Genomic DNA, 24,333 nt, shown 5'->3' with positions numbered 1-24,333 from the left:
CACCATGCGTGTTGCAGAGGTCACCCGCAATACTTCGGAAACGCAAATTCGCGTTTCCCTGAATCTCGACGGCAGCGGCCGCCAGAAACTGGCGTCCGGCGTGCCGTTCCTTGACCACATGCTGGACCAGATCGCCCGGCATGGCATGTTCGACCTGGAGGTCGAAGCCACCGGCGACACGCATATCGACGACCACCATACGGTGGAAGACGTGGGCATCACGCTCGGCCAGGCGGTGGCAAAGGCCATCGGCGACAAGAAAGGCATCACCCGCTACGGCCACAGCTACGTGCCGCTGGACGAATGCCTGTCGCGCGTGGTGATCGATTTCTCCGGCCGCCCCGGCCTGGAATTCCACGTGCCGTTCACGCGTGCGCGCGTGGGCAGCTTCGACGTGGACCTGACCATCGAATTCTTCCGCGGCTTCGTCAACCATGCGGGCGTGACCCTGCATATCGACAACCTGCGCGGCATCAATGCCCACCATCAGTGCGAAACCGTGTTCAAGGCCTTTGGCCGGGCACTGCGCATGGCGGTGGAGCTGGACCCGCGCGCGGCGAACACGATCCCGTCGACCAAGGGTACGCTCTGACCTTTCCACCACGGTAGGCGTGCCGGCTGGTTGCGGCGCCCGCTGACCTTCCAAGCCTGAACCTGGCCAGCGATGCTGGCGACCCGCAACCGATGGATACGCTCAAGTCGTTTATTTCGCTGCTGGCGCTGATCAACCCGATCGGGGCGATCCCGTTCTTCATCAGCCTGACCAGCCTGCAGACGGAAGCGGAAAAGCTGCGTACCATCAAGATCGCATCGGTTTCGGTGGCGATCGTGGTGGCGGTGTCGGCCTTGCTGGGGCAGCAGATCATCGAGTTCTTCAATATCTCGGTGGCGTCGCTGCAGGTGGGTGGCGGGCTCATCATGATCATGATGGCCATGAACATGCTGAACGCGCAGACCAGCCGCACCAAGGCCACGCCGGAAGAAGAGGACGAGGCCGAGGTAAAGTCCAGCATCGCGGTGGTGCCGCTGGCGCTGCCGCTGCTGACCGGGCCGGGCTCGATCAGCACGGTGATCGTCTATGCCGGCAAGACCCAGCACTGGTACCAGTTGCTGATCCTGGTCGGCCTTGGCGTGGTGATCGGTGCGGTGGTGTACCTGGTGTTCCGCGCGGCCGACCCGATCGCCCGGGTCATCGGCCGCACCGGCATCAATATCGGCACGCGCCTGATGGGGCTGATCCTGTCGGCGCTGGCCGTGGAATTCATTGTGGACGGGCTGAAGACATTGTTGCCTGTTTTGAAATCATGACTACCATAGCAATTGTGGATTACGGCATGGGCAACCTGCGCTCGGTGGCGCAGGCGCTGCGTGCCGCGGCGCCGGAAGCGGACGTGCGTGTGGTGGATGCCCCCGAAGGCATCCGCTCGGCCGACCGCGTGGTGCTGCCCGGCCAGGGCGCGATGCCCGACTGCATGTCGGCGCTGGGCGCGTCCGGGCTGCAGGAGGCGGTGGTGCAGGCCGCCGCCAGCAAGCCGATGCTGGGTGTGTGCGTGGGCGAGCAGATGCTGTTCGAGTTCAGCACCGAAAGCCGGGCCGGCGCGGACCGTACGCCGGCGCTGGGCCTGATGCCCGGCCAGGTGGTGCGCTTTGCGCTGGACGGCATGACGCAGCCCGACGGCTCGCGCTACAAGGTGCCGCAGATGGGTTGGAACCGGGTGCGCCAGGCCAGGCCTCACCCGCTGTGGGACGGTATCCCGGACGACAGCTGGTTCTATTTCGTCCACAGTTACTATGTGCAGGCGCAGGACCCGGCCCATGTTGCCGGTGAAACGGAATACGGAGTCGTATTTACCAGCGCGGTAGCGCGCGATAATATTTTCGCGACGCAGTTCCACCCCGAGAAGAGCGCGGCCCTGGGCCTGCAGCTGTACCGGAACTTCGTCCACTGGAATCCCTGACCCGATTCGTTTTTTTTGCCGATCATCGACCGCTAACTCGACCCGTCACCCGACCTGTTTCCGATCGACTATCGACCCGACCTGACCGGCAGCGCCGGTCTCGCTCAATCTCTATCACTCAACCACGCTCGTCACGCATATGTTGCTCATTCCGGCCATCGACCTGAAGGACGGTCAGTGTGTACGCCTCAAACAAGGCGACATGGACCAGGCCACCGTCTTTTCCGAAGATCCCGCCGCCATGGCACGCCACTGGGTGGAGCAGGGCGCCCGCCGCCTGCACCTGGTGGACCTGAATGGCGCGTTCGTGGGCAAGCCCCGCAACGAGGAGGCCATCAAGGCCATCATCGCCGAGGTCGGCGACGAGATCCCGGTGCAGCTGGGGGGCGGCATCCGCGACCTGAACACCATCGAACGCTGGCTGGATGACGGGCTGTCGTACGTCATCATCGGCACCGCCGCGGTGAAAAACCCCGGCTTCCTGAAGGACGCCTGCTCGGCCTTCGGCGGCCATATCATCGTCGGCCTGGATGCCAAGGACGGCAAGGTGGCGACCGACGGCTGGAGCAAGCTGACCGGCCACGAGGTGGCGGACCTGGCACGCAAGTATGAAGACTACGGCGTCGAGGCGATCATCTACACCGATATTGGCCGCGACGGCATGCTGCAGGGGATCAATATCGATGCCACCGTCAAGCTGGCGCAATCGATGTCGATCCCGGTGATCGCCAGCGGCGGGCTGTCCAACCTGGCCGACATCGACAACCTCTGCGCGGTCGAGGGCGAAGGTGTCGAAGGCGTCATTTGCGGCCGCGCGATCTACTCCGGGGATCTCAACTTTGCCGCCGCGCAGGCGCTGGCGGACAAGCTGCGCGACGGGCAATAAGGCAACGCGCCGCGGGCGCAGCCGCCGCCAGACTGGAGCTGGCGGCGGACAAGGAATCTCATGCTAGCCAAACGTATCATCCCCTGCCTGGACGTGACCAACGGGCGGGTGGTCAAGGGCGTCAACTTTGTCGAGCTGCGCGACGCGGGCGATCCCGTGGAAATCGCGCGCCGCTATGATGAGCAGGGCGCCGATGAAATCACATTCCTGGACATCACCGCGACCAGCGACGGGCGTGACCTGATGCTGCACATCATCGAGGCTGTGGCTTCGCAGGTCTTTATCCCGCTGACGGTGGGCGGCGGCGTGCGCACGGTCGAAGACGTGCGGCGCCTGCTCAATGCCGGCGCGGACAAGATCAGCGTCAACTCGTCGGCCATCGCCAATCCGCAACTGGTCTCGGACGCCACCGCCAGGTACGGCTCGCAGTGCATCGTGGTGGCGATCGACGCCAAGCGCAGCTCCGCCCCGGGCGAAGCGCCGCGCTGGGAAGTCTTCACCCATGGCGGGCGCAAGGCCACCGGGCTGGACGCGGTCGAATGGGCGCGAGAGATGGCCGCGCGCGGCGCCGGCGAGATCCTGCTGACCAGCATGGACCGCGACGGCACCAAGAGCGGTTTCGACCTGGAACTGACCCGCGCCGTCAGCGACGCGGTACCTGTGCCGGTGATCGCCTCGGGCGGCGTCGGCGGCCTGCAGGACCTGGCCGACGGCATCACCCAGGGCCGCGCCGACGCGGTGCTGGCCGCCAGCATCTTCCACTACGGGCAACACACCGTGGGCGAAGCCAAGGCATTCATGGCCCGCGAGGGCATTCCCGTGCGGATCTGATCATGGCAAAGAAGTGGCTCAACAAGGTCAAATGGGACGATAACGGCCTGGTGCCGGTGATCGTGCAGGAAGTCGGCTCGAACGACGTGCTGATGTTCGCGTTCATGAACCGCGACGCGCTGCAGCGCACCGTGGAGCTGGGCGAGGCCGTGTTCTGGTCGCGCTCGCGCAAGCGCCTGTGGCACAAGGGCGAAGAGTCCGGCCACGTGCAGAAGGTGCATGAGATCCGCCTGGACTGCGATGAAGACGTGGTCCTGCTAAAGGTGACCCAGATCGACAATATCGCCTGCCATACCGGGCGCCATTCCTGCTTCTTCCAGAAGTTCGAGGGTGATGTGGAGGCCGGCGACTGGCAGACGGTCGAGCCGGTGCTGAAGGACCCTGCCCAGATCTACACCAAGCCATGAGCGACACCCAACTCAGCAGCAACGATGTCCTGGCGCGCCTGGCCGAAGTGCTGGAATCGCGCAAGCCCGCCAACGGCGGCGACCCTGACAAGTCCTATGTGGCGCGCCTGTTCAGCAAGGGCGACGACGCCATCCTGAAGAAGATCGGCGAGGAAGCCACCGAGACCGTGATGGCCGCCAAGGACGCGCGCGCCGCCGGGCAGACTGGCGCCGAGGCCGGCAAGGTGGTCTACGAAGTGGCCGACCTGTGGTTCCATTGCATGGTATTGCTGGCCAACTTCGGCCTGACCCCTGCGGATGTGGTCAACGAGCTCGCGCGGCGCGAAGGGCTGTCCGGCCTCGAGGAAAAGGCCCGGCGCAAGGACTAGGTGGCCCGCGCAGGCTGGTCTTCCGCCTGCCCAAGGCAGGCTCTTAATAAAAGGGCGATTATGGCGAACGACTACACCGGGCAAGTCACCACCCCCAGCGGCGAACAGTTGAGCAGCCTGCGCAAGCTGCTGCACATCCTGTATGCCCTGTATGCGATCTTCTGGCTGACCGGCGGCATCACCGCGCTGATTGCAATCGTGATCAACTACGTCAAGCGCGACGACGCTCGCGGCTCGCTGTATGTCTCGCACTTCGCCTGGCAGATCCGTTCGTTCTGGTGGTCAGTAGTGTGGGGCGTGCTTGGCGGGGTGCTGTTCGCGACAGTCGTGCTGATGCCGCTGGCCTTTGCCGTCTGGGGCGTGCTGTCGCTGTGGATGCTGTATCGTATCGTCAAGGGCTGGCTGTACCTGAATGACAGCAAGCCGATGTACCCGGATCAGCAGTTCTGATGCCGGGCAGGCCGGGGCGCACGAAGCTGACAGCGGGTGCCGCGGCCGTCGCAATGAAATCTTCATGAACGCTCAGGATAATTGCATCTTCTGCAAGATCGTGGCCGGCCAGCTACCGTCGCGCAAGGTCTACGAAGACGACGACATGGTGGCCTTCCACGATATCCATCCCAAGGCCCCGGTACACTTTCTGGTCGTTCCCAGGTTGCATGTCGACTCGCTGGCCGATTGCGGCGCCGGCGAAGGGGCGGTGCTTGCTAGAATGATGCTGAAGGTGCCTGAACTGGCGCGCGCGGCAGGTTGTGCCAACGGTTTCCGGACGGTGATCAATACCGGCCCGGACGGTGGGCAAGAGGTCTACCACCTGCACCTGCATGTGCTGGGTGGGCCGCGCCACGAGTGGAAAGGACCGCTGCCCTGACCGGGCAGCCTTGGCATGGGAGCGCCCGCGGCGTTAACGCCTCGGGGCAGAAGCTGCGCCGGCAACCGTCGCCCGGCGCGGCCATAACGGGACGGAACAACGGGTCCGGGCATATCTGATTACGCCCGCGGCTTCATCAGGAGCAAGAAATGGGTTCGTTTAGCATTTGGCACTGGCTGATCGTGCTGGTGATCGTCATGCTCGTGTTCGGCACCAAGAAACTGCGCAATATCGGCCAGGACCTGGGCGGCGCGGTCAAGGGCTTCAAGGATGGCATGAAGGACGGCGAGGGCAAGGCTGCCGCCGATCCCGCCCAGTCCAAGGAACTGCGCGACTCCACCACCATCGACGTCGAAGCCAAGGAAAAGACCCGCCAGCAGTAATCCGGCGGTGTGTCATCCCTTCTACGCAAACCTCGCTGCCTGCGTGTCGTCCCGCGCCTGCGCTTTTCCGCATGTTGTCCGCATGATGTGTCCGCATGATTGATCTCGGCATTTCCAAGCTGGCGCTGATCGGCGCCGTGGCACTGATCGTGATCGGTCCCGAACGGCTGCCCAAGGTTGCGCGCACTGTGGGCGCGCTGGTCGGCCGGGCGCAGCGCTACATCAACGACGTCAAGGCCGAAGTCAGCCGCGAGGTTGAACTGGAAGAACTGCGCAAGATGCGCACGGAATTCGAGGACGCCGCGCGCGATGTCGAGCGCACCATTCACAAGGAAGTCAGCGAGCAGACCCAGGCGCTGAACGAAGCCCTGGGCGGTGCCGAGGGAACCAGCGGCGGCAGTAGCGCCGACGCCGGTGGCGGCTTCGTGCCAAGCTGGGATGCGGCCCACAAGGCGCACAACGGGCGCAAGAGCTGGCGCGTCAAGCAGGGCGCCCGCCCGCTCTGGTTCAAGCGCCAGCACAATGTCCGCGTCTGGGTGCAGTCGGGCGCGGCGCGCGTCAAGCGCCACCGGCCGGTCACCCGGCCATCCCGATCCTTCTTCGAGTGAGCATGCGCCGCGGCAACACCTTGCCGGCCGTCGTTCCGGCCGCTGCCGTCGTGGCCGCAGTCCTGGTTGCATTCGCGCGCCGCCGCGTTGCGGCCCCATCGATCCACCTTGCCAGCCCCCGCGGCTGAGCGGTTCACGCCATGAGCGACACCCGGTCCCCAGATCCCCAAGACCCGCAAGACGAGTCGCAGCAGGAAACCTTTATTTCCCACCTGGTCGAACTGCGCCAACGCCTGGTCAAGGCGGTGGCCGGCATCATCCTGGTCTTCGTCAGCCTGGTCTACTGGGCCCCGGTGATTTTCAACCTGTTTGCCGCGCCGCTGATGGAGTCGCTGCCCAAGGGCGGCAAGATGATCGTGACCGATGTCACCGGCTCGTTCTTCGTGCCGATGAAAGTCACCTTGCTGGTGGCCTTCCTGATCGCGCTGCCGTGGGTGCTGTACCAGGTCTGGCAGTTTGTCGCGCCCGGCCTGTACCAGCATGAGAAGCGCCTGATCCTGCCGCTGGTATCGAGCAGCTATTTCCTGTTCCTGTGCGGCGTGGCGTTCGCGTATTTCCTGGTGTTCCCCACGGTGTTCCATTTCATGGCGCACTACAACGCCCCGCTGGGGGCGGAGATGTCGACTGACATCGACAAATACCTCAGCTTTGCCATGACCACTTTCCTGGCCTTCGGCATCACCTTCGAGGTGCCGGTGGTGGTGATCGTGCTGGTGCGCTTTGGCGTGGTGGAGCTGGAAAAGCTCAAGCAGATCCGCCCCTATGTGATCGTGGGGGCCTTCATCATCGCGGCCATCGTGACCCCTCCCGATGTGCTGTCGCAGCTGCTGCTGGCCGTGCCGCTGGTGGCGCTTTATGAACTGGGACTGCTGCTGGCGCGTTTTGTCGGCCGTCCGTCCCCTGAAGCGGCTGCTTCAGGGGAAACGCAGCCCGACTAATTCGGCTGAGGTAGGCCTTTCAGGCCTGCCTAGCCCCGTTTTGCACCAAAACGGGGATTTCCCCATCCATTCCTGTTGCTCCCCCACAACAAAAACCGCCAGTAAGCATGGTTTACGCCGAAAAAGCCTTCTGACGGCCGGGGGGGCTGGCACATAATACGCAGCAGACGTGAATGTAAATGCGTCGCCCAAGTACTTGGGCAACCAAGATTTCCCAATCAGTTGACAAGGAAAGTGTCGATATGAAGATGAAACTGTTTGCTGCTGCCGTCGCCGCTCTGGCCGCTGGTGGCGCGTATGCCCAATCGAGCGTGACCCTGTACGGCGTGGCTGACGTCGGCCTCGAGTACGTCAACAACGCCAACGCCGCTGGCGACGACCTGTTCCGCATGTCGTCGGGTAACCAGTCCGGTTCGCGCTGGGGCCTGCGTGGCGTGGAAGACCTGGGCGGCGGCCTGAAGGGCGTGTTCGTGCTGGAAAGCGGTTTCGACCTGGACAACGGCACGTCGGCTCAAGGTGGTCGTCTGTTCGGTCGTCAAGCCTACGTCGGTCTGCAAAGCCAATTCGGCTCGCTGCTGCTGGGCCGTCAGCAAACGTCGTTCTATGACTTCGGTCTGCAGTTCGACCCGATGGCCATTTCGTCGCGCTACGGCATCCTGTCGCAAGACGCTCAATTCGCTGCGCGCGCTGATAACACCGTCAAGTACATCGGCAAGTTCGGTGGCCTGACCGCTTCGGCCTTCTACAGCTTCAACAACAACGGCCAGGAAGTCGCCGGCGCATTCCGCCGCGGCCAACAGTACGGCGCCCTGGTGAGCTACGCAGCTGGCCCGTTCGCAGTTGGTGCTGCTTATGACGAAATCCACGGCACCGTGTCGGCTGGTGGCGTTGACCAAAGCGGCCAGCGCACTCGCCGCGCTACCGTTGGCGCCAACTACGCCTTCGGTCCGGCCAAGGTCTATGCCGGCTATCGCTGGGCCAAGGCCTTCGACGGCGCTGCGCTGCCTGGCGGCACGACGGTTGACAACGGTATCCTGACCACGTCGACGGCTTCGAACCTGTACTGGCTGGGTCTGGGTTACCAGCTGACCCCGGCGTTCTCGCTGTCGGGCGCTGCTTACTACCAAGACTTCCGCAAGAGCGAAGCGGATCCGTGGCAGTTCGTGATCACGGCCGACTACGCGCTGTCGAAGCGTACCGACGTGTACACCTCGCTGTCGTACACCCTGAACGACAAGGGCTCGGCCCTGGGCGTGAACGGTTTCAACACCGCCACCACCACCAACGTTCAGGCGAACAAGGATCAGTTCGGTGCTGTGGTTGGTCTGCGCCACAAGTTCTAATCTGACGCGGGCGTAAGCTCGCTTAGGATTGGCTTGAACCAAAAGGCCGGCATCCGTAAGGATGCCGGCCTTTTGTCTTGTGCGGCACCAAGTGCTGGTACAGGCTGTTGCGCTGCTATTGTGCTGTGCCAGCCATGCCGTGCCTGGATAGCCGGCCGGAGAACGGGTGGCGTGGGCGCAGCGCGGTGTGCCGGCATTCTGCTTCGCGGCGATGTGGATCGGGCGCGGCGTTGCTCGTGCCGATCGTGACCGGTATGCACGTCGATCACGCCCCCGGGCGTGAGTTGCGCCTACCAGTGACGACCCCTGGTTCCACCGCCGCGATCCGGCAGCGCGGCGCGGCATTCCGTGATCGTTGCCTCGATGCCAAGGGCAGCAACTGCGCCAGGCATAAAAAAACCCCGCCATCCAAGGCGGGGCTTCTTCTTCAGGGCCGTGTCGTCGTGCCCGGCCTCACTCTTCCTCTTCAAACGGCAGCGAGCGGCGCGGCGGCGGAGGCCGTTTGCCGATGGTCACCGTCAGGTCCGTTGGCTTGCCGCGGCGGATCACGGTCATCTTGATGTCCACGCCCGGCTTGAGCTGGGCAATCGCGTTGAGCAGCGCGGTCGTGTCCGTGATCGACAAGCCATCCACCTTGGTCAGCACATCGCCGGGCTTCACGCCCGCCTTGTCGGCCGGCCCACCCTGGACCACCGCGGCGATCAGTGCGCCTTCCTTGGCATCGAGGCCGAACGATTCGGCGATCTCGGGCGTCATGTCCTGCGGCTCGACCCCGATCCAGCCACGCGTCACGCTGCCGGTGGAAATGATCGATTCCATCACCTGCTTGGCGGTCGACACCGGAATCGCAAAGCCGATCCCCAGCGAGCCGCCCGAACGCGAGTAGATCGCCGTGTTGATGCCCAGCAGGTTGCCCTGCGCATCCACCAGCGCGCCGCCGGAGTTGCCCGGGTTGATGGCCGCGTCGGTCTGGATGAAGTTCTCGAAGGTATTGATGCCCAAGTGGCTGCGGCCCAGCGCCGACACAATGCCCATCGTCACCGTCTGGCCGACGCCGAACGGGTTGCCGATGGCCAGCACCACGTCGCCTACCTTTACGTTCTCGAGCCGGCCCAGCGTGATCGCGGGCAGGTCCTTGAGCGTCACTTTCAGCACGGCCAGGTCGGTTTCCGGGTCGGAGCCTACCACCTTGGCGTTGGCTTTGCGGCCGTCGGTCAGCGCGATCTCGATTTCATCGGCGCCGTCGACCACGTGGTGGTTGGTTAGAATGTAACCCTCGGCGCTGACAATGACGCCGGACCCCAGGCTGGAGACCGGCTCCTGCCGCTCAGGCAGGCGGTCGCCAAAGAAGAAGCGGAACCACGGATCCTCGGCCTGCGGGTTGGGCGAGCGCTTGTTGCCGTTCTTGCTGGTAAAGATATTGACGACGGCCGGCATGGCCATCTGGGCGGCTTCGCTGTAAGACCCTTCGGCCGCAGGACCGGACACGTTGGGCACGACTTCCTTGAGCGCCACGATGGGCGAACCGGACTGGACCGCGACGCGCCCCCTCTGCAGCCAATCAGGCTTGAGCGTTGCCACGACGAACCAGACCGCCAGCACGACGGTGACAGCCTGGGCAAAGAACAGCCAAAAGCGCCGCAACATATTGGAGTTTTGAGCAGAAAATGAAAACAAAAGAGCTTGAATTGTACTTGAATGACCTGTTGGAAGTTTCCCGCTACAAGGACTATTGTCCCAACGGGCTGCAAGTGCAAGGTCGCTCAGAGGTCACACACGTCGTGACAGGAGTGACTGCAAGCCTGGCATTGGTCGATGCCGCGATCGAAGCGGGGGCCGACGCCATCCTCGTCCATCACGGCTACTTCTGGAAAAACGAAGATGCTCGCGTGGTCGGGCAGAAGCACGCGCGTCTGAAGCGCCTGCTTGGCGCGGACGTCAACCTGTTCGCCTTCCACCTGCCCCTGGATAACCACCCGGAGTTCGGCAACAACGCCCAGCTCGGCCTGCAGCTCGGCTTCACCCCGACCGGCCGCTTCAGCGACGACCAGCTCGGCTGGACCGGCACGCTGCCTGCGCCGATGCCGCTCTCTGCGCTGGCCGCGCATGTTGGTGGCGTGCTGGGGCGCGAGCCGCTGGCCATCGGTGAGCCGGACCAGATGATCCGCACCGTCGGCTGGTGCACGGGTGGGGCGCAAGGTTATTTCGATGCCGCGGTGGCCGCGGGTGTCGATGCCTACCTGAGCGGCGAAGTCTCGGAGCAGACCACGCACCTGGCGCGCGAAAGCGGCGTGGCTTACCTTGCCGCCGGCCATCACGCCACCGAGCGCTACGGCATCCGCTCGCTGGGCGAGCATGTGGCCGAACGCTTTGGCCTGCGCCATACGTTTATCGATATTCCTAATCCCGTCTGATCTGACGAAAAACAAAACGGCCCCATCGGGGCCGTTTTATCTTCCGGGGTCGGCGCGCAGACGGCGCACCAATCAGCGGGTCTTCAGGCTGTCCCGGATTTCACGCAGCAGCACGACTTCCTCGGGCGGTGCGGCGGGCGCTGCTTCCGGTTCCGCGGCGCGCATCCTGTTAAAGGCACGCACCATCAGGAAGATGATGAAGGCCAGGATCAGAAAGTTGACAACGATGGTCAGGAAATTGCCGTAGGCAAACACGGGCACGCCGGCCTTCTTCAAGGCATCGAGCGTAGTGGGTGTTCCGGGTGGGGGATCCGCCAGCACGATGAACATGCTGGAGAAGTCCAGCTTGCCGATCACGCGGCCTACCAACGGCATGATCAGGTCGTTGACCACTGAATCCACGATCTTGCCGAAAGCCGCGCCGATGATCACACCGACCGCGAGGTCGATGACGTTGCCGCGTACGGCGAAGGTTCTGAATTCCGAGATCATGCCCATGGGGGGTTCTCCTTCTTGTCGCTAGCGATGAACGGTTTCAAGCTCGAAGCCTGCCGCATCACTCACCGGAAAGCAAGCACCGAAGCCGCTTTCCGGGTTGCACGTCCGATAATCGCGCATGGCCGTGGCATTTTCTGCCTATCTAGTGCGCTGGTGTCTAAGGTACACTTTATGGTTGACGCAAAATCTAAATTGACTTCCCCTGGGGTTTGGAATGAGTGACCAGCAAGACGTGAAGAGCGTGGATAAGGGTCGCCGCAATTGGTTGATCGCGACATCCGTCGCTGGCGGCGTCGGAGGCGTAGCGGTAGCGGTTCCTTTCGTCAGTACTTTTGCACCATCGGAGAAGGCCAAAGCCGCGGGTGCTCCAGTCGAGGCGGATATTGGCGCGCTGAAGCCAGGCGAGATGATGACTGTCGAATGGCGCGGCAAGCCGGTCTGGATCATGCGGCGCACGGACGAACAACTGGCGTCGCTGAAGAAGACGGACGGCGAGGTGGCCGATCCCAATTCCGATGTGGCATTCACCATGCAGACGCCTGAGTACTGCAAGAACGAAACCCGTTCGCGCGCAGACCACAAGGACGTCCTGGTCGTGGTGGGTATCTGTTCCCACCTGGGCTGCTCGCCGTCGGGCCCCTTCGCCGCCGGTGCCAATTCCCAGCTCGGCTCCGATCCCGGTTTCCTTTGCCCCTGCCACGGGTCGACCTTCGACCTCGCCGGGCGCGTCTTCAAGAACAAGCCGGCTCCGCAGAATCTCGATGTTCCCCCCTACCAGTTCCTGACCGACAGCAAGATCGTGATCGGCAAGGACGAGAAAGGAGAAGCCTGATCATGGCGGCCGAAAAACAAGTCAAGACGACCGGCCTGCTGGGCTGGATCGACGCCCGCTTCCCCGCAACCCAACTGTGGGAAGACCACCTCTCCAAGTACTACGCGCCGAAGAACTTCAACTTCTGGTACTTCTTCGGTTCGCTGGCGCTGCTGGTGCTGGTGATCCAGATCGTCACCGGCATCTTCCTGGTGATGAACTACAAGCCGGACGCCACGCTGAACGCCGCCGGCATTCCCGTGGCCTTCGCCAGCGTGGAATACATCATGCGCGAAGTCCCCTGGGGCTGGCTGGTGCGCTACATGCACTCGACCGGCGCCTCGGCCTTCTTCGTGGTGGTCTACCTGCATATGTTCCGGGGCCTGCTGTACGGTTCGTACCGCAAGCCGCGCGAGCTGGTCTGGATCTTCGGCTGCCTGATCTTCCTGTGCCTGATGGCGGAAGCCTTCATGGGCTACCTGTTGCCATGGGGCCAGATGTCGTACTGGGGCGCCCAGGTGATCGTGAACCTGTTCTCGGCGATTCCCGTGATCGGCCAGGACCTGTCGCTGTTCATCCGCGGTGACTACGTCGTGAGCGATGCAACGCTGAACCGCTTCTTCTCGTTCCACGTCATCGCCGTGCCGCTGGTGCTGCTGGCGCTGGTCATTGCCCACATCATCGCGCTGCACGAAGTGGGTTCGAACAACCCGGACGGCGTCGAGATCAAGGCCAAGAAGGACGAAAACGGTATCCCGCTGGACGGCATCCCGTTCCACCCGTACTACTCGGTGCACGACACGCTGGGCGTTGCCGGCTTCCTGCTCCTGTTCTCGGCCGTGATCTTCTTTTTCCCGGAAGTGGGCGGCTACTTCCTGGAGCACAACAACTTCTTCCCGGCTGACCCGCTGAAGACCCCGCCGCATATCGCGCCGGTGTGGTACTTCACGCCGTTCTACTCGATGCTGCGTGCCACCACGTCGAACTTCCTGCCGATCCTGTGGGTGTTCTTCGCGCTGCTGCTCGGCATGGTGTTCCTGCGCAGCAAGGATGCGCGCGTGAAGATCGGTGCCGTCGCCATTGCGGTGATCCTGGCCGTGGGCTTCTACTTCATCGACGCCAAGTTCTGGGGCGTGCTGGTGATGGGCGGCTCGGTGGTGATCCTGTTCTTCCTGCCGTGGCTGGACCACTCGCCGGTCAAGTCCATCCGCTATCGTCCCGCTTTCCACAAGACCATCCTGACCGTCTTCGTGGTGGTGTTCCTGGTGCTCGGCTATCTTGGCGTGCAACCGCCGTCGCCGGTCGGTGAGAAGGTGTCGCAGCTCGGTACGCTGCTGTACTTCGCCTTCTTCCTGACCATGCCGCTGTGGAGCCGTGTCGGCGAGTTCAAGCCGGTCCCGGAGCGTGTCACGTTCCACCCGCACTGAGCGAAGCGAACCCCGACAAGAGCACAAGGACACAAGATGAAAAAGCTGCTTTCGATCCTCGCGCTGGCCGGCGCCTGCTTTGCCGGCGCGCCTGCCATGGCATCCGAGGGGGGCTTCCCCCTCGAGCCGGCACCGGTGAACACTGCTGACCTGTCGTCGCTGCAGCGCGGCGCCAAGCTGTTCGTCAACTACTGCCTGAACTGCCACGGCGCATCGATGATGCGTTACAACCGGCTCAAGGACATCGGCCTGACCGACGACCAGATCCGCGAGAACCTGCTGTTCAGCGCGGACAAGGTCGGCGAGACCATGACCATCGCCATGCAGCCGAAGGAAGCCAAGGCCTTCTTCGGTGCGCAGCCGCCGGACCTGTCGGTGATCGCCCGCGCCCGCGGCGACGACTGGCTCTACACCTACCTGCGCACGTTCTACCGTGACGACAGCCGCGCCACCGGCTGGAACAACCTGGTGTTCCCGAGCGTCGGCATGCCGCACGTGCTGTGGGAACTGCAGGGCCAGCGCGCCGCCAAGTTCACGGAAGTGGAAGAGCACGGCGAGAAGGTGCACAAGTTTGCCGGCTTCGAGCAACTGAGCCCGGGCAAGCTGAGCAAGGTCGAGTACGACCAGGCCAGCGCTGACCTGGTCGGCTTTCTGGACTGGATGGCCGAGCCCGCGCAGAACCACCGCAAGCGCCTGGGCGTCTGGGTGCTGCTGTTCCTGGGCGTGTTCACCGTCTTTGCCTGGCGCCTCAACGCCGCGTACTGGAAGGACGTGAAGTAAAGGCATGCCAGGGACCCGAATCCGGGCCCGGACAAGGCAAAGGCCAGGGGTGGCCGCTGCGAAAGCAGCACCGCCCCTGGCCTTTTCTCTTGGAAAACCTGCCGAAGCGCGCCAATAAAGTGCGCCATTTTCCACAAATTTGCTTTCTGATGGTCGACTTTGGCAGAATGACAGACCTTACTGTCCGACCCTGCTTCGGCTAAGCCCAAGGAATCCAACCATGATGGTGTTGTATTCGGGTACGACTTGCCCGTTTTCCCAACGTTGCCGCCTTGTCCTGTTTGAAAAGGGCATGGATTTTGAAATCCGCGACGTCGACCTGTTCAACAAGCCCGAAGATATTTCGGTGATGAACCCGTACGGCCAGGTGCCCATCCTGGTCGAGCGCGACCTCATCCTGTATGAGTCGAACATCATCAACGAATACATCGACGAGCGCTTCCCGCACCCGCAGCTGATGCCGGCTGACCCGGTGCAGCGCGCCCGCGCCCGCCTGTTCCTGTTCAACTTCGAAAAGGAACTGTTCACCCACGTCTACACGCTGGAGAACGAAAAAGGCAAGGCCGCGGAGAAGAACCACGAACGCGCCCGCGCCGCGATCCGCGACCGCCTGACGCAGCTTGCGCCGATCTTCGTCAAGAACAAGTACATGCTGGGCGAAGAGTTCTCGATGCTCGACGTCGCCATCGCGCCGCTGTTGTGGCGCCTGGACCACTACGGCATTGAGCTGTCGAAGAACGCCGCACCGCTGCTGAAGTATGCTGAACGCATTTTCAGTCGTCCCGCGTACATCGAAGCGCTCACCCCGTCCGAAAAGGTGATGCGCCGCTAACCGGCACCGGCCCGAAGGCATCCGCCCTCGGGCCACCACGGCGCCATTGGAAGCACAATGTCTGAAACCTCCACCAAGCCCTACCTGATCCGCGCCATCTATGAATGGTGCACGGACAACGGCTTCACGCCGTACATCGCCGTCTTCGTCGACGCCAACACCAGCGTGCCGCGCGAGTTCGTCAAGAACAACGAGATCGTGCTCAACGTCAGCTTCGACGCCACCAGCGGCCTGGACATGGGCAACGAGTGGATCACCTTCAGTGCACGCTTTGGCGGCGTCTCGCGCAAGATCGACGTCCCTGTCGAGAACGTGCTGGCCATCTACGCCCGTGAAAACGGGCAAGGCATGGCCTTCCCGGTCGAACGCAGCCTGCCGGAAACCCAGGCCGCCACCGAGCGTGAAAACAACCCGCCGCCCAAGCTGGCCCCGGTGGAAGCCGAGACCTCGGCAACTACCACCGACACTGGCCCCGGCGACGACGACACGCCGCCCCCGGTGCCCCGCATCGGCAGCAAGAAGCCCGCACTGAAAGTGGTGAAGTAAGCCATCCCAAAGCGGACCGCAATGCAGTAGAATCGCGGTCTGCACCAGACATGCCGGCTTAGCTCATCAGGTAGAGCAGTTGATTTGTAATCATCAGGTGGCGGGTTCGAGTCCTGCAGCCGGCACCAGAATTTGAAAACGGGCTACGCAAGATTGCGTAGCCCGTTTTGTTTTTGTGGCAAGGGCGCACAGCCGCATCAATGCCGAAAAAAATGACTTATTCATCTAGTCGTTGTGGCGTAGATTTCTGACTAGTAGCAATGACTAGAAGGCAATCCATGGCTGGCAGCCTGATTTCCAAGACCGAGTTCAAGGCGTGCGCCCTCGAGTATTTCCGCCAGATCGAAGCCTCGGGCGAGCCGGTCATTGTCACGGACCACGGCAAGCCCACACTCGAGGTGCGTCCCTATCGCGGGCTGGAGCGTGACCCCCTTCAGGTATTACGCGGCACCGTGGTGCGCTACGACGCGCCGACGGAGCCAGTGGACGTTGAGTGGGAGGCCGAGCGGTGATCGTGCTGGATAAGCGTGCCTTATTCCCTTACTGCACCGAGCGCAGCACCCAGCTTTCCAGCAAACCTCGACCCGTCCCCAAACGTCATCACCAACTGCCGCGTAGCCCGCGTCATCGCCACATACATCAGCCGCGCTTCGTCTTCATCCGCCTCATCATGCTTATGCGGCATCCCCGTGGCCGGAATGCATACCAGCGGAAACTCCAATCCTTTGCTGCTATGCATGGTGATCACCTTGACGCTGTCCGCGCCGGGTGTAAATCGCTTGGTGATTTGGGGACATTCGAACGGAATGCCCTTGCGCGTGAGCGCGCTGGTGACGTGTCCGACCGTGTCCCAATGGCGATAGAGCACCGCCATTTCTGACCAGGGCGTACCAGCCCGATTCTCGTCAGTCAGGATCTGCGCAATGCGCTCAGCTTCCGCCTCTACGTTTGGCAATTCGATCAGCAGCGGTTTGTTGCCGCGGCGCCCGGCACCGACAGGTTGCACGGTAGGCGCTTCGTCTTCGGCTGCCTCGGTCGGCCGCAGCAACTCATCCGCAAAGCTGCGCGCGACGGCCAGTATCTCCTGCGTATTGCGGTAGTTAAGCTTGAGGATGGTCGTACGGCCCCGGGCCTGGATGCCCACGCTGGCAAAGGTCATCCCGCGCTTCCTAGCGCCGCCATAAATGGACTGCGCATCGTCGTAGAGCACCAATAGGGAATTGCTCTCCGGATTCACCATCTGCACGACCAGCTTGAACCACTCCGGCCGGAAGTCATGCCCCTCATCGATCAGCACGGCGTCGTACTGGCCGGCCGGGATCGCTTTCCGGTCCACGCCCTGGATGACGCGATTTACCATTTCCTCAAAGAGCGCATCGCTGGGGCGCCCCTTCGGCCTGTCAATGTTGTAAGTCTCTAGTTGGCGCGAGCACCACGCATGGAAGTTGTGGACGTGGACCTTCTCTTCGATGCCTTTCTCGATCATCGTCGCCGCCAGCTTGGCGGCGAGGGTCTTGTTGTAGCAAAGCACGAGGACTGGCCGTGTGACGATCTTTGCAAGATGCTCAGCCCGGTAGCCGAGGATCATCGTCTTGCCAGAGCCGGCGACGCCATGAATGACCCGGTGGCCTTCGCCGAGGCTGCGTGCCAACTGCTCCTGCTGGAGATCCATGACGCGAAGGATGTCAGGCATATTCAGCGGCTCCGCGGCATCCTCCGGAAAGAGCGCGCGTTGCTCCGGCATGCGGATCTGCGGGAACAGGTGCCAGCGAATCCGCTCGATTTGCGGCAGGGAAAGCTTGAAGGTGAACTTGACCGGGAACATCTCCCACAGGCGCTGCTGGAAGCGTTCCGCGTCGACCGCCTCATACATCTCGTCCTGGCAGATCACCAGGTGCGGGGGCAGGACGTCACCGAGGTTGGTCTTGTCGAACTGGGCACGCGTGATGTTGGACAGGACGACGCCGCAGCCGTAGGGAAAGAAGGGTTTGCCTTTCAACGAGCCGCTAGGCCAGACCAACTGCGGATCGCGCTGCAGCAGGTTGGTGACATAGAACATGTACTGGCGGGCTTGCTCGAGGGGATTCATCTCCCGCACCAGCCCGCGATCCGTCAGCAGCGTGACATCGCGCTGGTCGATTTCCCGGATGGTATCCAGCCTCCAGTCTTTCACCTCCAACACCAGCAGACCCCGGCTGGGATGGAAGACGATGAAATCCGGATGCCTGGTTTTCTCTCCGATGGCGACGTCATACCAACACAGGTAGTCGTCCTCCAGCTTTGTCTCCAGACGCTCGGCGAAGCGTCTCTCTCCACTGGTCATGCGCGAAGTGACCGAACCCAGCGCGGGAATCAGCGTGGCCATGCGTTGTTGCTCTTCTTATTGCCCGTTCAGGAACTGCGCTGACCACGGTAGGTGTCGCGGACCCGGTGCGACGGCGGTCAGGCAGGTTTGTTATGCGGCAATTGTAGGCACAAAACGGTAACGGTGGCTATTTCGGTAGTTTTGGTGATTTGCCGGTTGGCGACACTGGCGAGCCGGCGGCTCCGGGGGCTGTCAAGCGGTCTGCGCCGGCTTTCCGGCGATCCGCGCCGCCGATCCGTCGATTCCCGCCACCCCCATATCAGAGCCCGGATCGCAGTGGTAACCTCCCGCTATCTCCGCCCCCAGCCACCCGCCCGTGCACTCCCCAGACTCCCGCATCTGGCGATCCGCCCCCGAGCAGCGCGCCTACGAAGACGCCCGCCGCCGCGTGCGCGCGCTGCGCTTCTTCTACATGCACGCCATGGTCTACGTGGCGGTCAATGCATTGCTGATCGGCTTCCATCTGGTGGGATCGCCGCATCGGCCGTGGTCCGGTGGGCCGCTCATGGGCTGGGGTATCGGCCTGGCGATACATGGCGTGATGACGTGGAGTCGCGTCGGCCTGCTCGGGCGGCAGTGGGAAGAGCGCAAGATCGCGCAATACATGGCGCAGGAACAGGTGCGCACGCTGTCGACGGAGAAGCAGCTGGTCGAAGCCCGCATGCGCCTGCTGCAGGCCCAGATCGAACCGCACTTCCTGTTCAACACCCTGGCCAACGTGGTCAGCCTGATCGAGCCCGCGCCGCAGAAGGCCACGCTGATGCTGGAGCATTTCATCGCCTACCTGCGCGCATCGCTTGCAGCCAGCCGCGCCACGCAAGGCACGGTGGCGCAGGAGGCCAAGCTGCTGCGTGACTATCTGGCGCTGATCCGGATCCGCATGGGGGACCGGCTGCATTACTCGGTCGATGTCGACCCCGAACTCGAATCGATGCCGCTGGCGCCGATGCTGCTGCAGCCCGTGGTCGAGAATGCGATCAAGCATGGGCTGGAGCCAAAGATCGAAGGCGGGCGGCTGCTGGTCCGGCTGGAGCGGCGCGGCCCGCGCATGCTGGCGACCATCGAGGACGATGGCATGGGCTTTCGCCCCTCGGCCGGCGCCGGGGTCGGGCTTTCTAACCTGCGTGAACGGCTGGCTGTGCTGTATGACGGTGACGCCCACGTACGCATTGAAGAACGCTCGCCCGGCACTGCCGTGCTGATCGAAATCCCGCTGCCGCGTACATCCTGAAACGGAGACGCCCATGACGCCCACCGCCCTGATTGCCGACGACGAAGAGCACCTGCGCGCATATCTGCGCGGCAAGTTGCAACGCCTTTGGCCGGAGCTGCAGATCGTTGCCGAGGCGACCAACGGCATCGAAGCCGCCGACGCCATCGCACGGTTGTCGCCGAGCGTAGCCTTCCTCGACATCAAGATGCCCGGCCTGTCCGGCCTGGAGGTGGCGCAAGGGATTGAAACCGATACGCGGCTGGTGTTCGTCACGGCGTATGACGAATTCGCGCTCGATGCGTTCGAGCGCGCGGCCGTCGATTACCTGGTCAAGCCGGTCAGCGAGGAACGGCTCGGCCGCACCATCGAGCGGCTGCGCAAGGCGTTGCAGGAAGCGGCACCCTTGCCGGAACTGGCCCAGCTACTGAGCCAGCTCACACGCGCCCAGCCGCGCGCGGAAAGCGGCGGCCAGCTGCGCTGGGTACGCGCCAGCCGCGGCAATACCACCAGCCACGTGCCGATCCAGGAAGTGATGTACTTCCAGAGCGACGACAAGTACGTGGTCGTGCATACCCGCGATGGCGAGCACCTGATCCGCACGCCGCTGGCGGAGCTGATTGCCGGCCTCGATCCCGAGGTGTTCTGGCAGATCCACCGCTCGTCCATCGTCAACATGGAATACGTGGCCGGAACGCGCCGCGATGAGGCAGGGCGGCTCTTTGTCCGGATGCGCGACAGCGAAGCCGAACTGCCGGTATCGCGCGCGTACATGCACCGCTTCCGGCAGATGTAAGGCGGTCGGCGGCGCCACTGCGCCGCCGGCCGAGGGATTCACTTGCGATCCATGAATTCCTGGATCTTGCGCTGTTCCCAGTCACGCCCGCGGCGCGACAGCCGCATCCATACCAGCAACCCATGCACGGTCAGCGCCAGGCCCCAGGCCAGGGTCGTGGTCAGCGGCCATGGCCAGCCGGTGGCGGCGTAATGCGACCACCGCGGCGACGGAAAGTAGAAGAAGCGGAACCACAGCCAGCCATTGACGACAGCGTAGACCAGCAGGTGGATGTACCAGCCGCGCAGGGCGTGCACCATGCGGCGCGCGCGCCAGTAGGCCATGGCGTTGGGGTCGTCGTTGGGAGGGAAGGCGTGGTGCATGGGATACCTCGATCAAGATGGTTGGCTTGCGTCAGGTATAGGCCATCGCCAAGCGCCGCTCCAGGCCCATGGGCCGAATCGACGGATTTCGTTCGCCGGTGGGCGCGCGGACAGCGCGAATGTCGGCGGGTCCGACCCCTCCATGCCCCCCGACTTCTTGCTGCTCTTGACCCGTCTCGCCGGGAATACCCGCATAGGAAAAGCCCAGTCCTTCACCATAATCATAGTAATTATGATCATAAATACGAAGCGATGGATTCCAAGCCGACCCCGCAGATAGAGGGCAGCAGACGCGTGAAGCGTTCGGACCAGGTGGTCAACGATATCAAGCGCTGGATCGTGCAGACGCACCAGAAGGTCGGAGACAAGCTGCCGCAGGAAGCAGCGTTGATCGAACAGATGGGCGTCGCACGCGGGACGGTGCGTGAGGCGCTTGCCTCGCTGCAGGCGCAGGGGCTGGTCAAGGTCAGCACGGGGCCGAACGGCGGTGCCACGCTGACGCAGCCGCCTTATGAGCGATGCCTGGAGGCAGTGTCCAACTTCCTGTACTTCCAGTCGGTCGACATCGTCACGCTTTACGCCCTGCGCCGCGCGGTTGAGCCGGAGCTGGCAGCCAACGCCGCCTTGCGCCTGACCGATGCCGACATCGCCGATCTCGAAGCGCTGGTCGGGCTGAGCCACCCGGAACACGGCGGCAGCACGGACTGGAACGAGCGGCGCGAAGCCGACCTGCTGTTCCACGACCGCCTGGCCGATGCCTGCAGCAGCCCGATGCTGGCGTTGTTCTGCCGCCTGCTCAACGACATCATCCGCCGCGTCATCGTGGTGCGTAATGCGCAGGATGATTTCGACGACTTTGATGAAGAGATCTTCCACAGCCACAACGCGCTGATCGAAGCCTTCCGGTCGCGCGACCCGGAGCGTGCGCGTGCCCTGATGCAGGAGCACATGGAGCATGCCGAATCCTTGGCCCTGGAAGCCGAGTCCCGGGTGGACCGCGGGAGCTTGCTGATGAGCCCGGTCGACTGATCCCCTGACGCGCTAGCGTCCCCCTTTTTCTGCACACCCAACCGCCATCGTGGCATCCGACACGGCGGGTGGGATTCCTATTGCCTGAATCCTGGGAGCCTTGACGTGAAACCTGCTGAATTGCTTTGGCGCTGGAGCGCTGTCGATATTGCCGATGCCGTGCGGCGGCGCGAGATTTCCTGCCGCGAGGTCACGGCCAGCGTGCTGGCTCGCATCGATGCCCTTAACCCTCGCCTGAATGCGTTGCCGGAGGTGCTGGCAGAAGAGGCGCTGGCCAGCGCGGATGCCGCGGACCGCCAGGTCGCTGAGGGCGCAGAACTGGGGCCGCTCCATGGCGTGCCGGTCACGATCAAGATCAATGTCGACCAGGCAGGCCATGCCACCACCAACGGCGTGATTCCGCTGAAGCACAACATCGCGCGTGAGGATGCCCCCGTGGTCGCGAACCTGCGCAGTGCCGGGGCCATCATCGTCGGGCGCAGCAATACGGCTACCTATTCCTCGCGCTGGTTTACCGACAACGGCCTGCACGGGCGCACGCTGAACCCGTGGGATGCGGATATCACCCCCGGCGGCTCCAGCGGCGGTGCCGCGTCCGCGGTCGCTTCCGGCATGGGGGCGCTGGCGCATGGCAATGACATCGGCGGCTCCATTCGCTATCCGGCCTATGCCTGCGGTGTCGCCGGCTTGCGGCCGACGACGGGGCGGGTGCCCGCGTACAACCCGTCGGCCACTGCCGAGCGCAGCATCACGCCACAACTCATGTCCGTGCAAGGGCCGCTTGCGCGCAGCATTGCCGACCTGCGGCTCGGCTACCACGCCATGGCCCGTTATGACGGGCGCGACCCAGCCTGGGTGCCGGTGCCGCTGGAACTGCCGCTGCCGCCGGGACCGATCCGCGTGGCGCTGTTCCGGCGTTGTCCGGGCATTCCCGTCGATCCCGCGGTCAGCGCAGCGCTGGACAGTGCCGCGCAATGGCTGCAGCAAGCGGGCTACGCCGTCGAGGAAGCCAGCCTGCCTGATTTCATGGAAGCGGCAGCGCTGTGGCGCACGCTGACGGTCGACGACAGCCGCCGCAACATCATCGCGGGCGTTGACCAGCATGGCGACGAGGCCATGCGGCAAAGCCAGCGCAACATGCTGGACGGGATGCAGGAAACCGACCGCGATGGTTTTCTGGATGCCCTGGCACGGCGCCAGGCGATTGCACGAAGCTGGTCGGTGTTCATGCAAACCTATCCGCTGGTGCTGATGCCGGTGTCGTGGCAGCGCCCGAGCGTGCAAGACGCGGATATCCGCACGCCAGAAGAGAATCGGGCCTTGCTGGACGCACAGAGCCCCATGCTGGCAACAGCGATGCTCGGCATGCCGGGGCTGTCCGTGCCGACGGGCATGGCCGGCGGCGTTCCGGTCGGCGTGCAGCTGATGGCATGGCGCTTCCGCGAAGACCTGTTGCTGCGCGCCGGCCAGGCGATTGAAGACGCGGCGCGTTTTACCCCTTACACCGACGTGCAAACCGGCATCTAGACCCAGGAGCTTCCCATGAACGAACGCAAACCTGCTTACGCCCCACGGCTGTCGCGCCGCGCCATGCTGGCCGGAACCGCCGCCGCCCTGTGTACCGGTGGCCTGCTCTCCAGGGCCGCATGGGGGCAGTCCGTATCGCGCATCATCGTGCCGTTTCCGCCGGGCGGGCCGGCCGACTACATGGGCCGCCTGCTGTCCGAGAAGCTGAAAGACGCCATGGGCCGCACCGTCATCGTCGACAACCGGCCCGGTGCCGGGACGCGCGTGGCGGCCGAAGGGCTGAAGAACGCCCCGGCCGACGGCACCACCGTGCTGCTGGCCCCCGTCGATCCGATGTTCATCGGGCCGCTGATCTACAGCAATATGCGTTTCAATCCCGCCACCGACTTCACGGCGATCACCGATGTGACGGGCGTCCAGTTCGGCATTGCAGTCAGCGCCAGCTCACCCATCAAGACACTGGCCGACTTCGTCAAGGCCGCCAGGGCCAAGCCGGCTGACTATTCGATCGGCATCAGCACGGTTGGCACGCTGCTGCATTTCCTTGCCGTGGAGTTCGTCAGCCAGTCCCGCGCCGGCAGTACGCTGGTACCGTATCGCGGTGGCGCGGCGATGGCAACGGAAATGATGGGCAACCAGATCGCGGCAGGCATGGACGCCATCACGACTTTTACCGAACTGCATCGCGGCGGCAAGCTCCGCGTGCTGGCCGTGGCAGGGGAAAAGCGCGCCGATGCCTTGCCGGATGTGCCTACGTTTGCGGAGTCTGGCTTTCCCAACCTTGTGACCTCGTCGCGCTACCTGCTTTATGTCCGCGCCAACACGCCGCCCGACGTGACCGCGCAGTGGTATCAGGCCGTGCGCAAGGTGCTGGCCATGCCGGACGTGCGCGAGAAGCTGGCGCGCGCTGGCTATGACATCTTGCCGGGCGGCACTTCTGATGAGGTTGCCAGGTATGCGAGCGCGCTTTCGGCACGGTGGACGCCGGTGATCAAGGCGTCGGGTTTCAAGGGGGATTGAGAGGAATTTCGTAGCCGCAGCCAAACTCGGCTGGAGACGATTTCCATTTGTGCCAGCTAGCTGGGGAATTCCTGCGGCACCCTCCTCCTGTAGGGTGCCGCTTTGTATTAAGCATGTCTGTCC

The 24,333-nt window shown here is 63.6% G+C and carries 29 protein-coding genes and 1 tRNA gene; 26 read left to right on the top strand and 4 right to left on the bottom strand.

The genetic code is table 11. The annotated features are described in order from the left end of the window. Positions 1-4: 4 nt before the first annotated feature. The 13 genes from hisB (at position 5) to AC3WLE_RS24280 (ending at position 8,593) form a co-directional block, all read left to right on the top strand. Complete coding sequence (gene hisB, locus AC3WLE_RS24340) at positions 5-592, top strand: imidazoleglycerol-phosphate dehydratase HisB (protein WP_013958203.1); 588 nt, start codon at positions 5-7, stop codon at positions 590-592. 92 nt (positions 593-684) lie between these two features. Beyond that, positions 685-1,308, top strand: a complete 624-nt coding sequence (locus tag AC3WLE_RS24335) for a YchE family NAAT transporter (RefSeq protein WP_010812329.1) — start codon at positions 685-687, stop codon at positions 1,306-1,308. Beyond that, positions 1,305-1,958 (top strand): imidazole glycerol phosphate synthase subunit HisH, encoded by a 654-nt coding sequence (hisH, locus tag AC3WLE_RS24330; RefSeq protein WP_035813874.1) that lies wholly within the window; start codon positions 1,305-1,307, stop codon positions 1,956-1,958. Before AC3WLE_RS24335 ends, hisH begins: the two co-directional genes overlap by 4 nt. 139 nt (positions 1,959-2,097) lie before the next feature. Next, the gene (hisA, locus tag AC3WLE_RS24325; RefSeq protein ID WP_427311601.1) at positions 2,098-2,844 is read left to right on the top strand and encodes a 1-(5-phosphoribosyl)-5-[(5-phosphoribosylamino)methylideneamino]imidazole-4-carboxamide isomerase; all 747 of its coding nucleotides are present in this window, start codon (positions 2,098-2,100) and stop codon (positions 2,842-2,844) included. 60 nt (positions 2,845-2,904) lie between these two features. Next, the gene (gene hisF, locus AC3WLE_RS24320; RefSeq protein WP_492320410.1) at positions 2,905-3,675 is read left to right on the top strand and encodes an imidazole glycerol phosphate synthase subunit HisF; all 771 of its coding nucleotides are present in this window, start codon (positions 2,905-2,907) and stop codon (positions 3,673-3,675) included. A gap of 2 nt (positions 3,676-3,677) precedes the next feature. Further along, complete coding sequence (gene hisI, locus AC3WLE_RS24315) at positions 3,678-4,082, top strand: phosphoribosyl-AMP cyclohydrolase (RefSeq protein ID WP_010812325.1); 405 nt, start codon at positions 3,678-3,680, stop codon at positions 4,080-4,082. Further along, a complete protein-coding gene (locus AC3WLE_RS24310) occupies positions 4,079-4,450 on the top strand; it encodes a phosphoribosyl-ATP diphosphatase (RefSeq protein ID WP_492352798.1) in 372 nt (123 codons plus the stop codon). The genes hisI and AC3WLE_RS24310 overlap by 4 nt, the downstream gene beginning before the upstream one ends. A gap of 60 nt (positions 4,451-4,510) precedes the next feature. After that, entirely contained in the window at positions 4,511-4,900 is a 390-nt protein-coding gene (locus tag AC3WLE_RS24305; RefSeq protein ID WP_492357209.1) for a DUF4870 family protein, read from the top strand. Between the two features lie 64 nt (positions 4,901-4,964). After that, positions 4,965-5,321 carry a histidine triad nucleotide-binding protein gene (locus tag AC3WLE_RS24300; protein WP_492320408.1) on the top strand — a complete coding sequence of 119 codons (357 nt, stop codon included), beginning with the start codon at positions 4,965-4,967 and terminating at the stop codon, positions 5,319-5,321. Positions 5,322-5,470: 149 nt separating this feature from the next. Continuing rightward, positions 5,471-5,704 (top strand): Sec-independent protein translocase subunit TatA, encoded by a 234-nt coding sequence (tatA, locus tag AC3WLE_RS24295; protein ID WP_010812321.1) that lies wholly within the window; start codon positions 5,471-5,473, stop codon positions 5,702-5,704. Between the two features lie 95 nt (positions 5,705-5,799). Then, positions 5,800-6,312, top strand: a complete 513-nt coding sequence (gene tatB / locus AC3WLE_RS24290; RefSeq protein WP_492320407.1) for a Sec-independent protein translocase protein TatB — start codon at positions 5,800-5,802, stop codon at positions 6,310-6,312. Between the two features lie 140 nt (positions 6,313-6,452). Further along, positions 6,453-7,250, top strand: coding sequence for a twin-arginine translocase subunit TatC (gene tatC / locus AC3WLE_RS24285; RefSeq protein WP_035826013.1), 798 nt, complete (start codon positions 6,453-6,455; stop codon positions 7,248-7,250). Positions 7,251-7,492: 242 nt separating this feature from the next. Further along, complete coding sequence (locus AC3WLE_RS24280) at positions 7,493-8,593, top strand: porin (RefSeq protein ID WP_492320406.1); 1,101 nt, start codon at positions 7,493-7,495, stop codon at positions 8,591-8,593. Between the two features lie 453 nt (positions 8,594-9,046). Here the strand turns inward: AC3WLE_RS24280 and AC3WLE_RS24275 are convergent, their stop codons facing one another. Beyond that, the gene (locus tag AC3WLE_RS24275) at positions 9,047-10,240 is read right to left on the bottom strand and encodes a Do family serine endopeptidase (protein WP_492320405.1); all 1,194 of its coding nucleotides are present in this window, start codon (positions 10,238-10,240) and stop codon (positions 9,047-9,049) included. A 20-nt stretch (positions 10,241-10,260) separates the two neighbouring features. Here AC3WLE_RS24275 and AC3WLE_RS24270 point away from each other — a divergent pair, with 20 nt between their 5' ends. After that, a complete protein-coding gene (locus AC3WLE_RS24270; protein ID WP_013958190.1) occupies positions 10,261-11,007 on the top strand; it encodes a Nif3-like dinuclear metal center hexameric protein in 747 nt (248 codons plus the stop codon). A 72-nt stretch (positions 11,008-11,079) separates the two neighbouring features. On the opposite strand, the gene mscL is transcribed toward AC3WLE_RS24270, so the two are convergent. Continuing rightward, a complete protein-coding gene (gene mscL, locus AC3WLE_RS24265; RefSeq protein ID WP_010812315.1) occupies positions 11,080-11,505 on the bottom strand; it encodes a large conductance mechanosensitive channel protein MscL in 426 nt (141 codons plus the stop codon). A 214-nt stretch (positions 11,506-11,719) separates the two neighbouring features. On the opposite strand from mscL, the gene petA reads away from it, so the two are divergent. The 7 genes from petA to AC3WLE_RS24230 all read left to right on the top strand — a co-directional run bounded on the left by petA (position 11,720) and on the right by AC3WLE_RS24230 (position 16,413). Beyond that, complete coding sequence (petA, locus tag AC3WLE_RS24260; protein ID WP_492320404.1) at positions 11,720-12,337, top strand: ubiquinol-cytochrome c reductase iron-sulfur subunit; 618 nt, start codon at positions 11,720-11,722, stop codon at positions 12,335-12,337. Positions 12,338-12,339: 2 nt separating this feature from the next. Continuing rightward, positions 12,340-13,743 (top strand): cytochrome b, encoded by a 1,404-nt coding sequence (locus AC3WLE_RS24255; RefSeq protein ID WP_492352797.1) that lies wholly within the window; start codon positions 12,340-12,342, stop codon positions 13,741-13,743. A 36-nt stretch (positions 13,744-13,779) separates the two neighbouring features. Continuing rightward, positions 13,780-14,523: a cytochrome c1 gene (locus AC3WLE_RS24250; protein ID WP_035826002.1), complete on the top strand. Its 744-nt coding sequence runs from the start codon at positions 13,780-13,782 to the stop codon at positions 14,521-14,523. 220 nt (positions 14,524-14,743) lie between these two features. After that, positions 14,744-15,355 (top strand): glutathione S-transferase N-terminal domain-containing protein, encoded by a 612-nt coding sequence (locus AC3WLE_RS24245; protein WP_010812311.1) that lies wholly within the window; start codon positions 14,744-14,746, stop codon positions 15,353-15,355. A 57-nt stretch (positions 15,356-15,412) separates the two neighbouring features. Further along, positions 15,413-15,901 carry a ClpXP protease specificity-enhancing factor gene (locus AC3WLE_RS24240; RefSeq protein WP_492320403.1) on the top strand — a complete coding sequence of 163 codons (489 nt, stop codon included), beginning with the start codon at positions 15,413-15,415 and terminating at the stop codon, positions 15,899-15,901. 52 nt (positions 15,902-15,953) lie between these two features. Further along, positions 15,954-16,029, top strand: a tRNA-Thr gene (locus AC3WLE_RS24235). A gap of 150 nt (positions 16,030-16,179) precedes the next feature. Continuing rightward, the gene (locus AC3WLE_RS24230; protein ID WP_492320402.1) at positions 16,180-16,413 is read left to right on the top strand and encodes a type II toxin-antitoxin system Phd/YefM family antitoxin; all 234 of its coding nucleotides are present in this window, start codon (positions 16,180-16,182) and stop codon (positions 16,411-16,413) included. 20 nt (positions 16,414-16,433) lie between these two features. Here the strand turns inward: AC3WLE_RS24230 and AC3WLE_RS24225 are convergent, their stop codons facing one another. Beyond that, the gene (locus AC3WLE_RS24225) at positions 16,434-18,266 is read right to left on the bottom strand and encodes a DEAD/DEAH box helicase (protein ID WP_492357208.1); all 1,833 of its coding nucleotides are present in this window, start codon (positions 18,264-18,266) and stop codon (positions 16,434-16,436) included. 316 nt (positions 18,267-18,582) lie between these two features. On the opposite strand from AC3WLE_RS24225, the gene AC3WLE_RS24220 reads away from it, so the two are divergent. Further along, positions 18,583-19,497 carry a sensor histidine kinase gene (locus AC3WLE_RS24220; RefSeq protein WP_492320400.1) on the top strand — a complete coding sequence of 305 codons (915 nt, stop codon included), beginning with the start codon at positions 18,583-18,585 and terminating at the stop codon, positions 19,495-19,497. A gap of 13 nt (positions 19,498-19,510) precedes the next feature. Beyond that, complete coding sequence (locus AC3WLE_RS24215) at positions 19,511-20,272, top strand: LytR/AlgR family response regulator transcription factor (RefSeq protein ID WP_492320399.1); 762 nt, start codon at positions 19,511-19,513, stop codon at positions 20,270-20,272. A 38-nt stretch (positions 20,273-20,310) separates the two neighbouring features. On the opposite strand, the gene AC3WLE_RS24210 is transcribed toward AC3WLE_RS24215, so the two are convergent. Beyond that, complete coding sequence (locus AC3WLE_RS24210) at positions 20,311-20,634, bottom strand: 2TM domain-containing protein (protein WP_010812298.1); 324 nt, start codon at positions 20,632-20,634, stop codon at positions 20,311-20,313. A 294-nt stretch (positions 20,635-20,928) separates the two neighbouring features. Here AC3WLE_RS24210 and AC3WLE_RS24205 point away from each other — a divergent pair, with 294 nt between their 5' ends. From AC3WLE_RS24205 to AC3WLE_RS24195, 3 genes are all read left to right on the top strand, one after another. Beyond that, the gene (locus AC3WLE_RS24205; RefSeq protein WP_316151692.1) at positions 20,929-21,663 is read left to right on the top strand and encodes a FadR/GntR family transcriptional regulator; all 735 of its coding nucleotides are present in this window, start codon (positions 20,929-20,931) and stop codon (positions 21,661-21,663) included. Between the two features lie 105 nt (positions 21,664-21,768). Beyond that, positions 21,769-23,190, top strand: coding sequence for an amidase family protein (locus tag AC3WLE_RS24200; RefSeq protein ID WP_492357593.1), 1,422 nt, complete (start codon positions 21,769-21,771; stop codon positions 23,188-23,190). A gap of 15 nt (positions 23,191-23,205) precedes the next feature. After that, positions 23,206-24,210 (top strand): Bug family tripartite tricarboxylate transporter substrate binding protein, encoded by a 1,005-nt coding sequence (locus AC3WLE_RS24195; RefSeq protein WP_492320397.1) that lies wholly within the window; start codon positions 23,206-23,208, stop codon positions 24,208-24,210. Positions 24,211-24,333: the final 123 nt, after the last annotated feature.

It is taken from the genome of Cupriavidus sp. FW306-1B-F12B, from assembly GCF_058781795.1.
The sequence above is the reverse complement of the archived record's forward strand: the minus strand, read 5'-3'. Positions and strand labels throughout refer to the sequence as shown.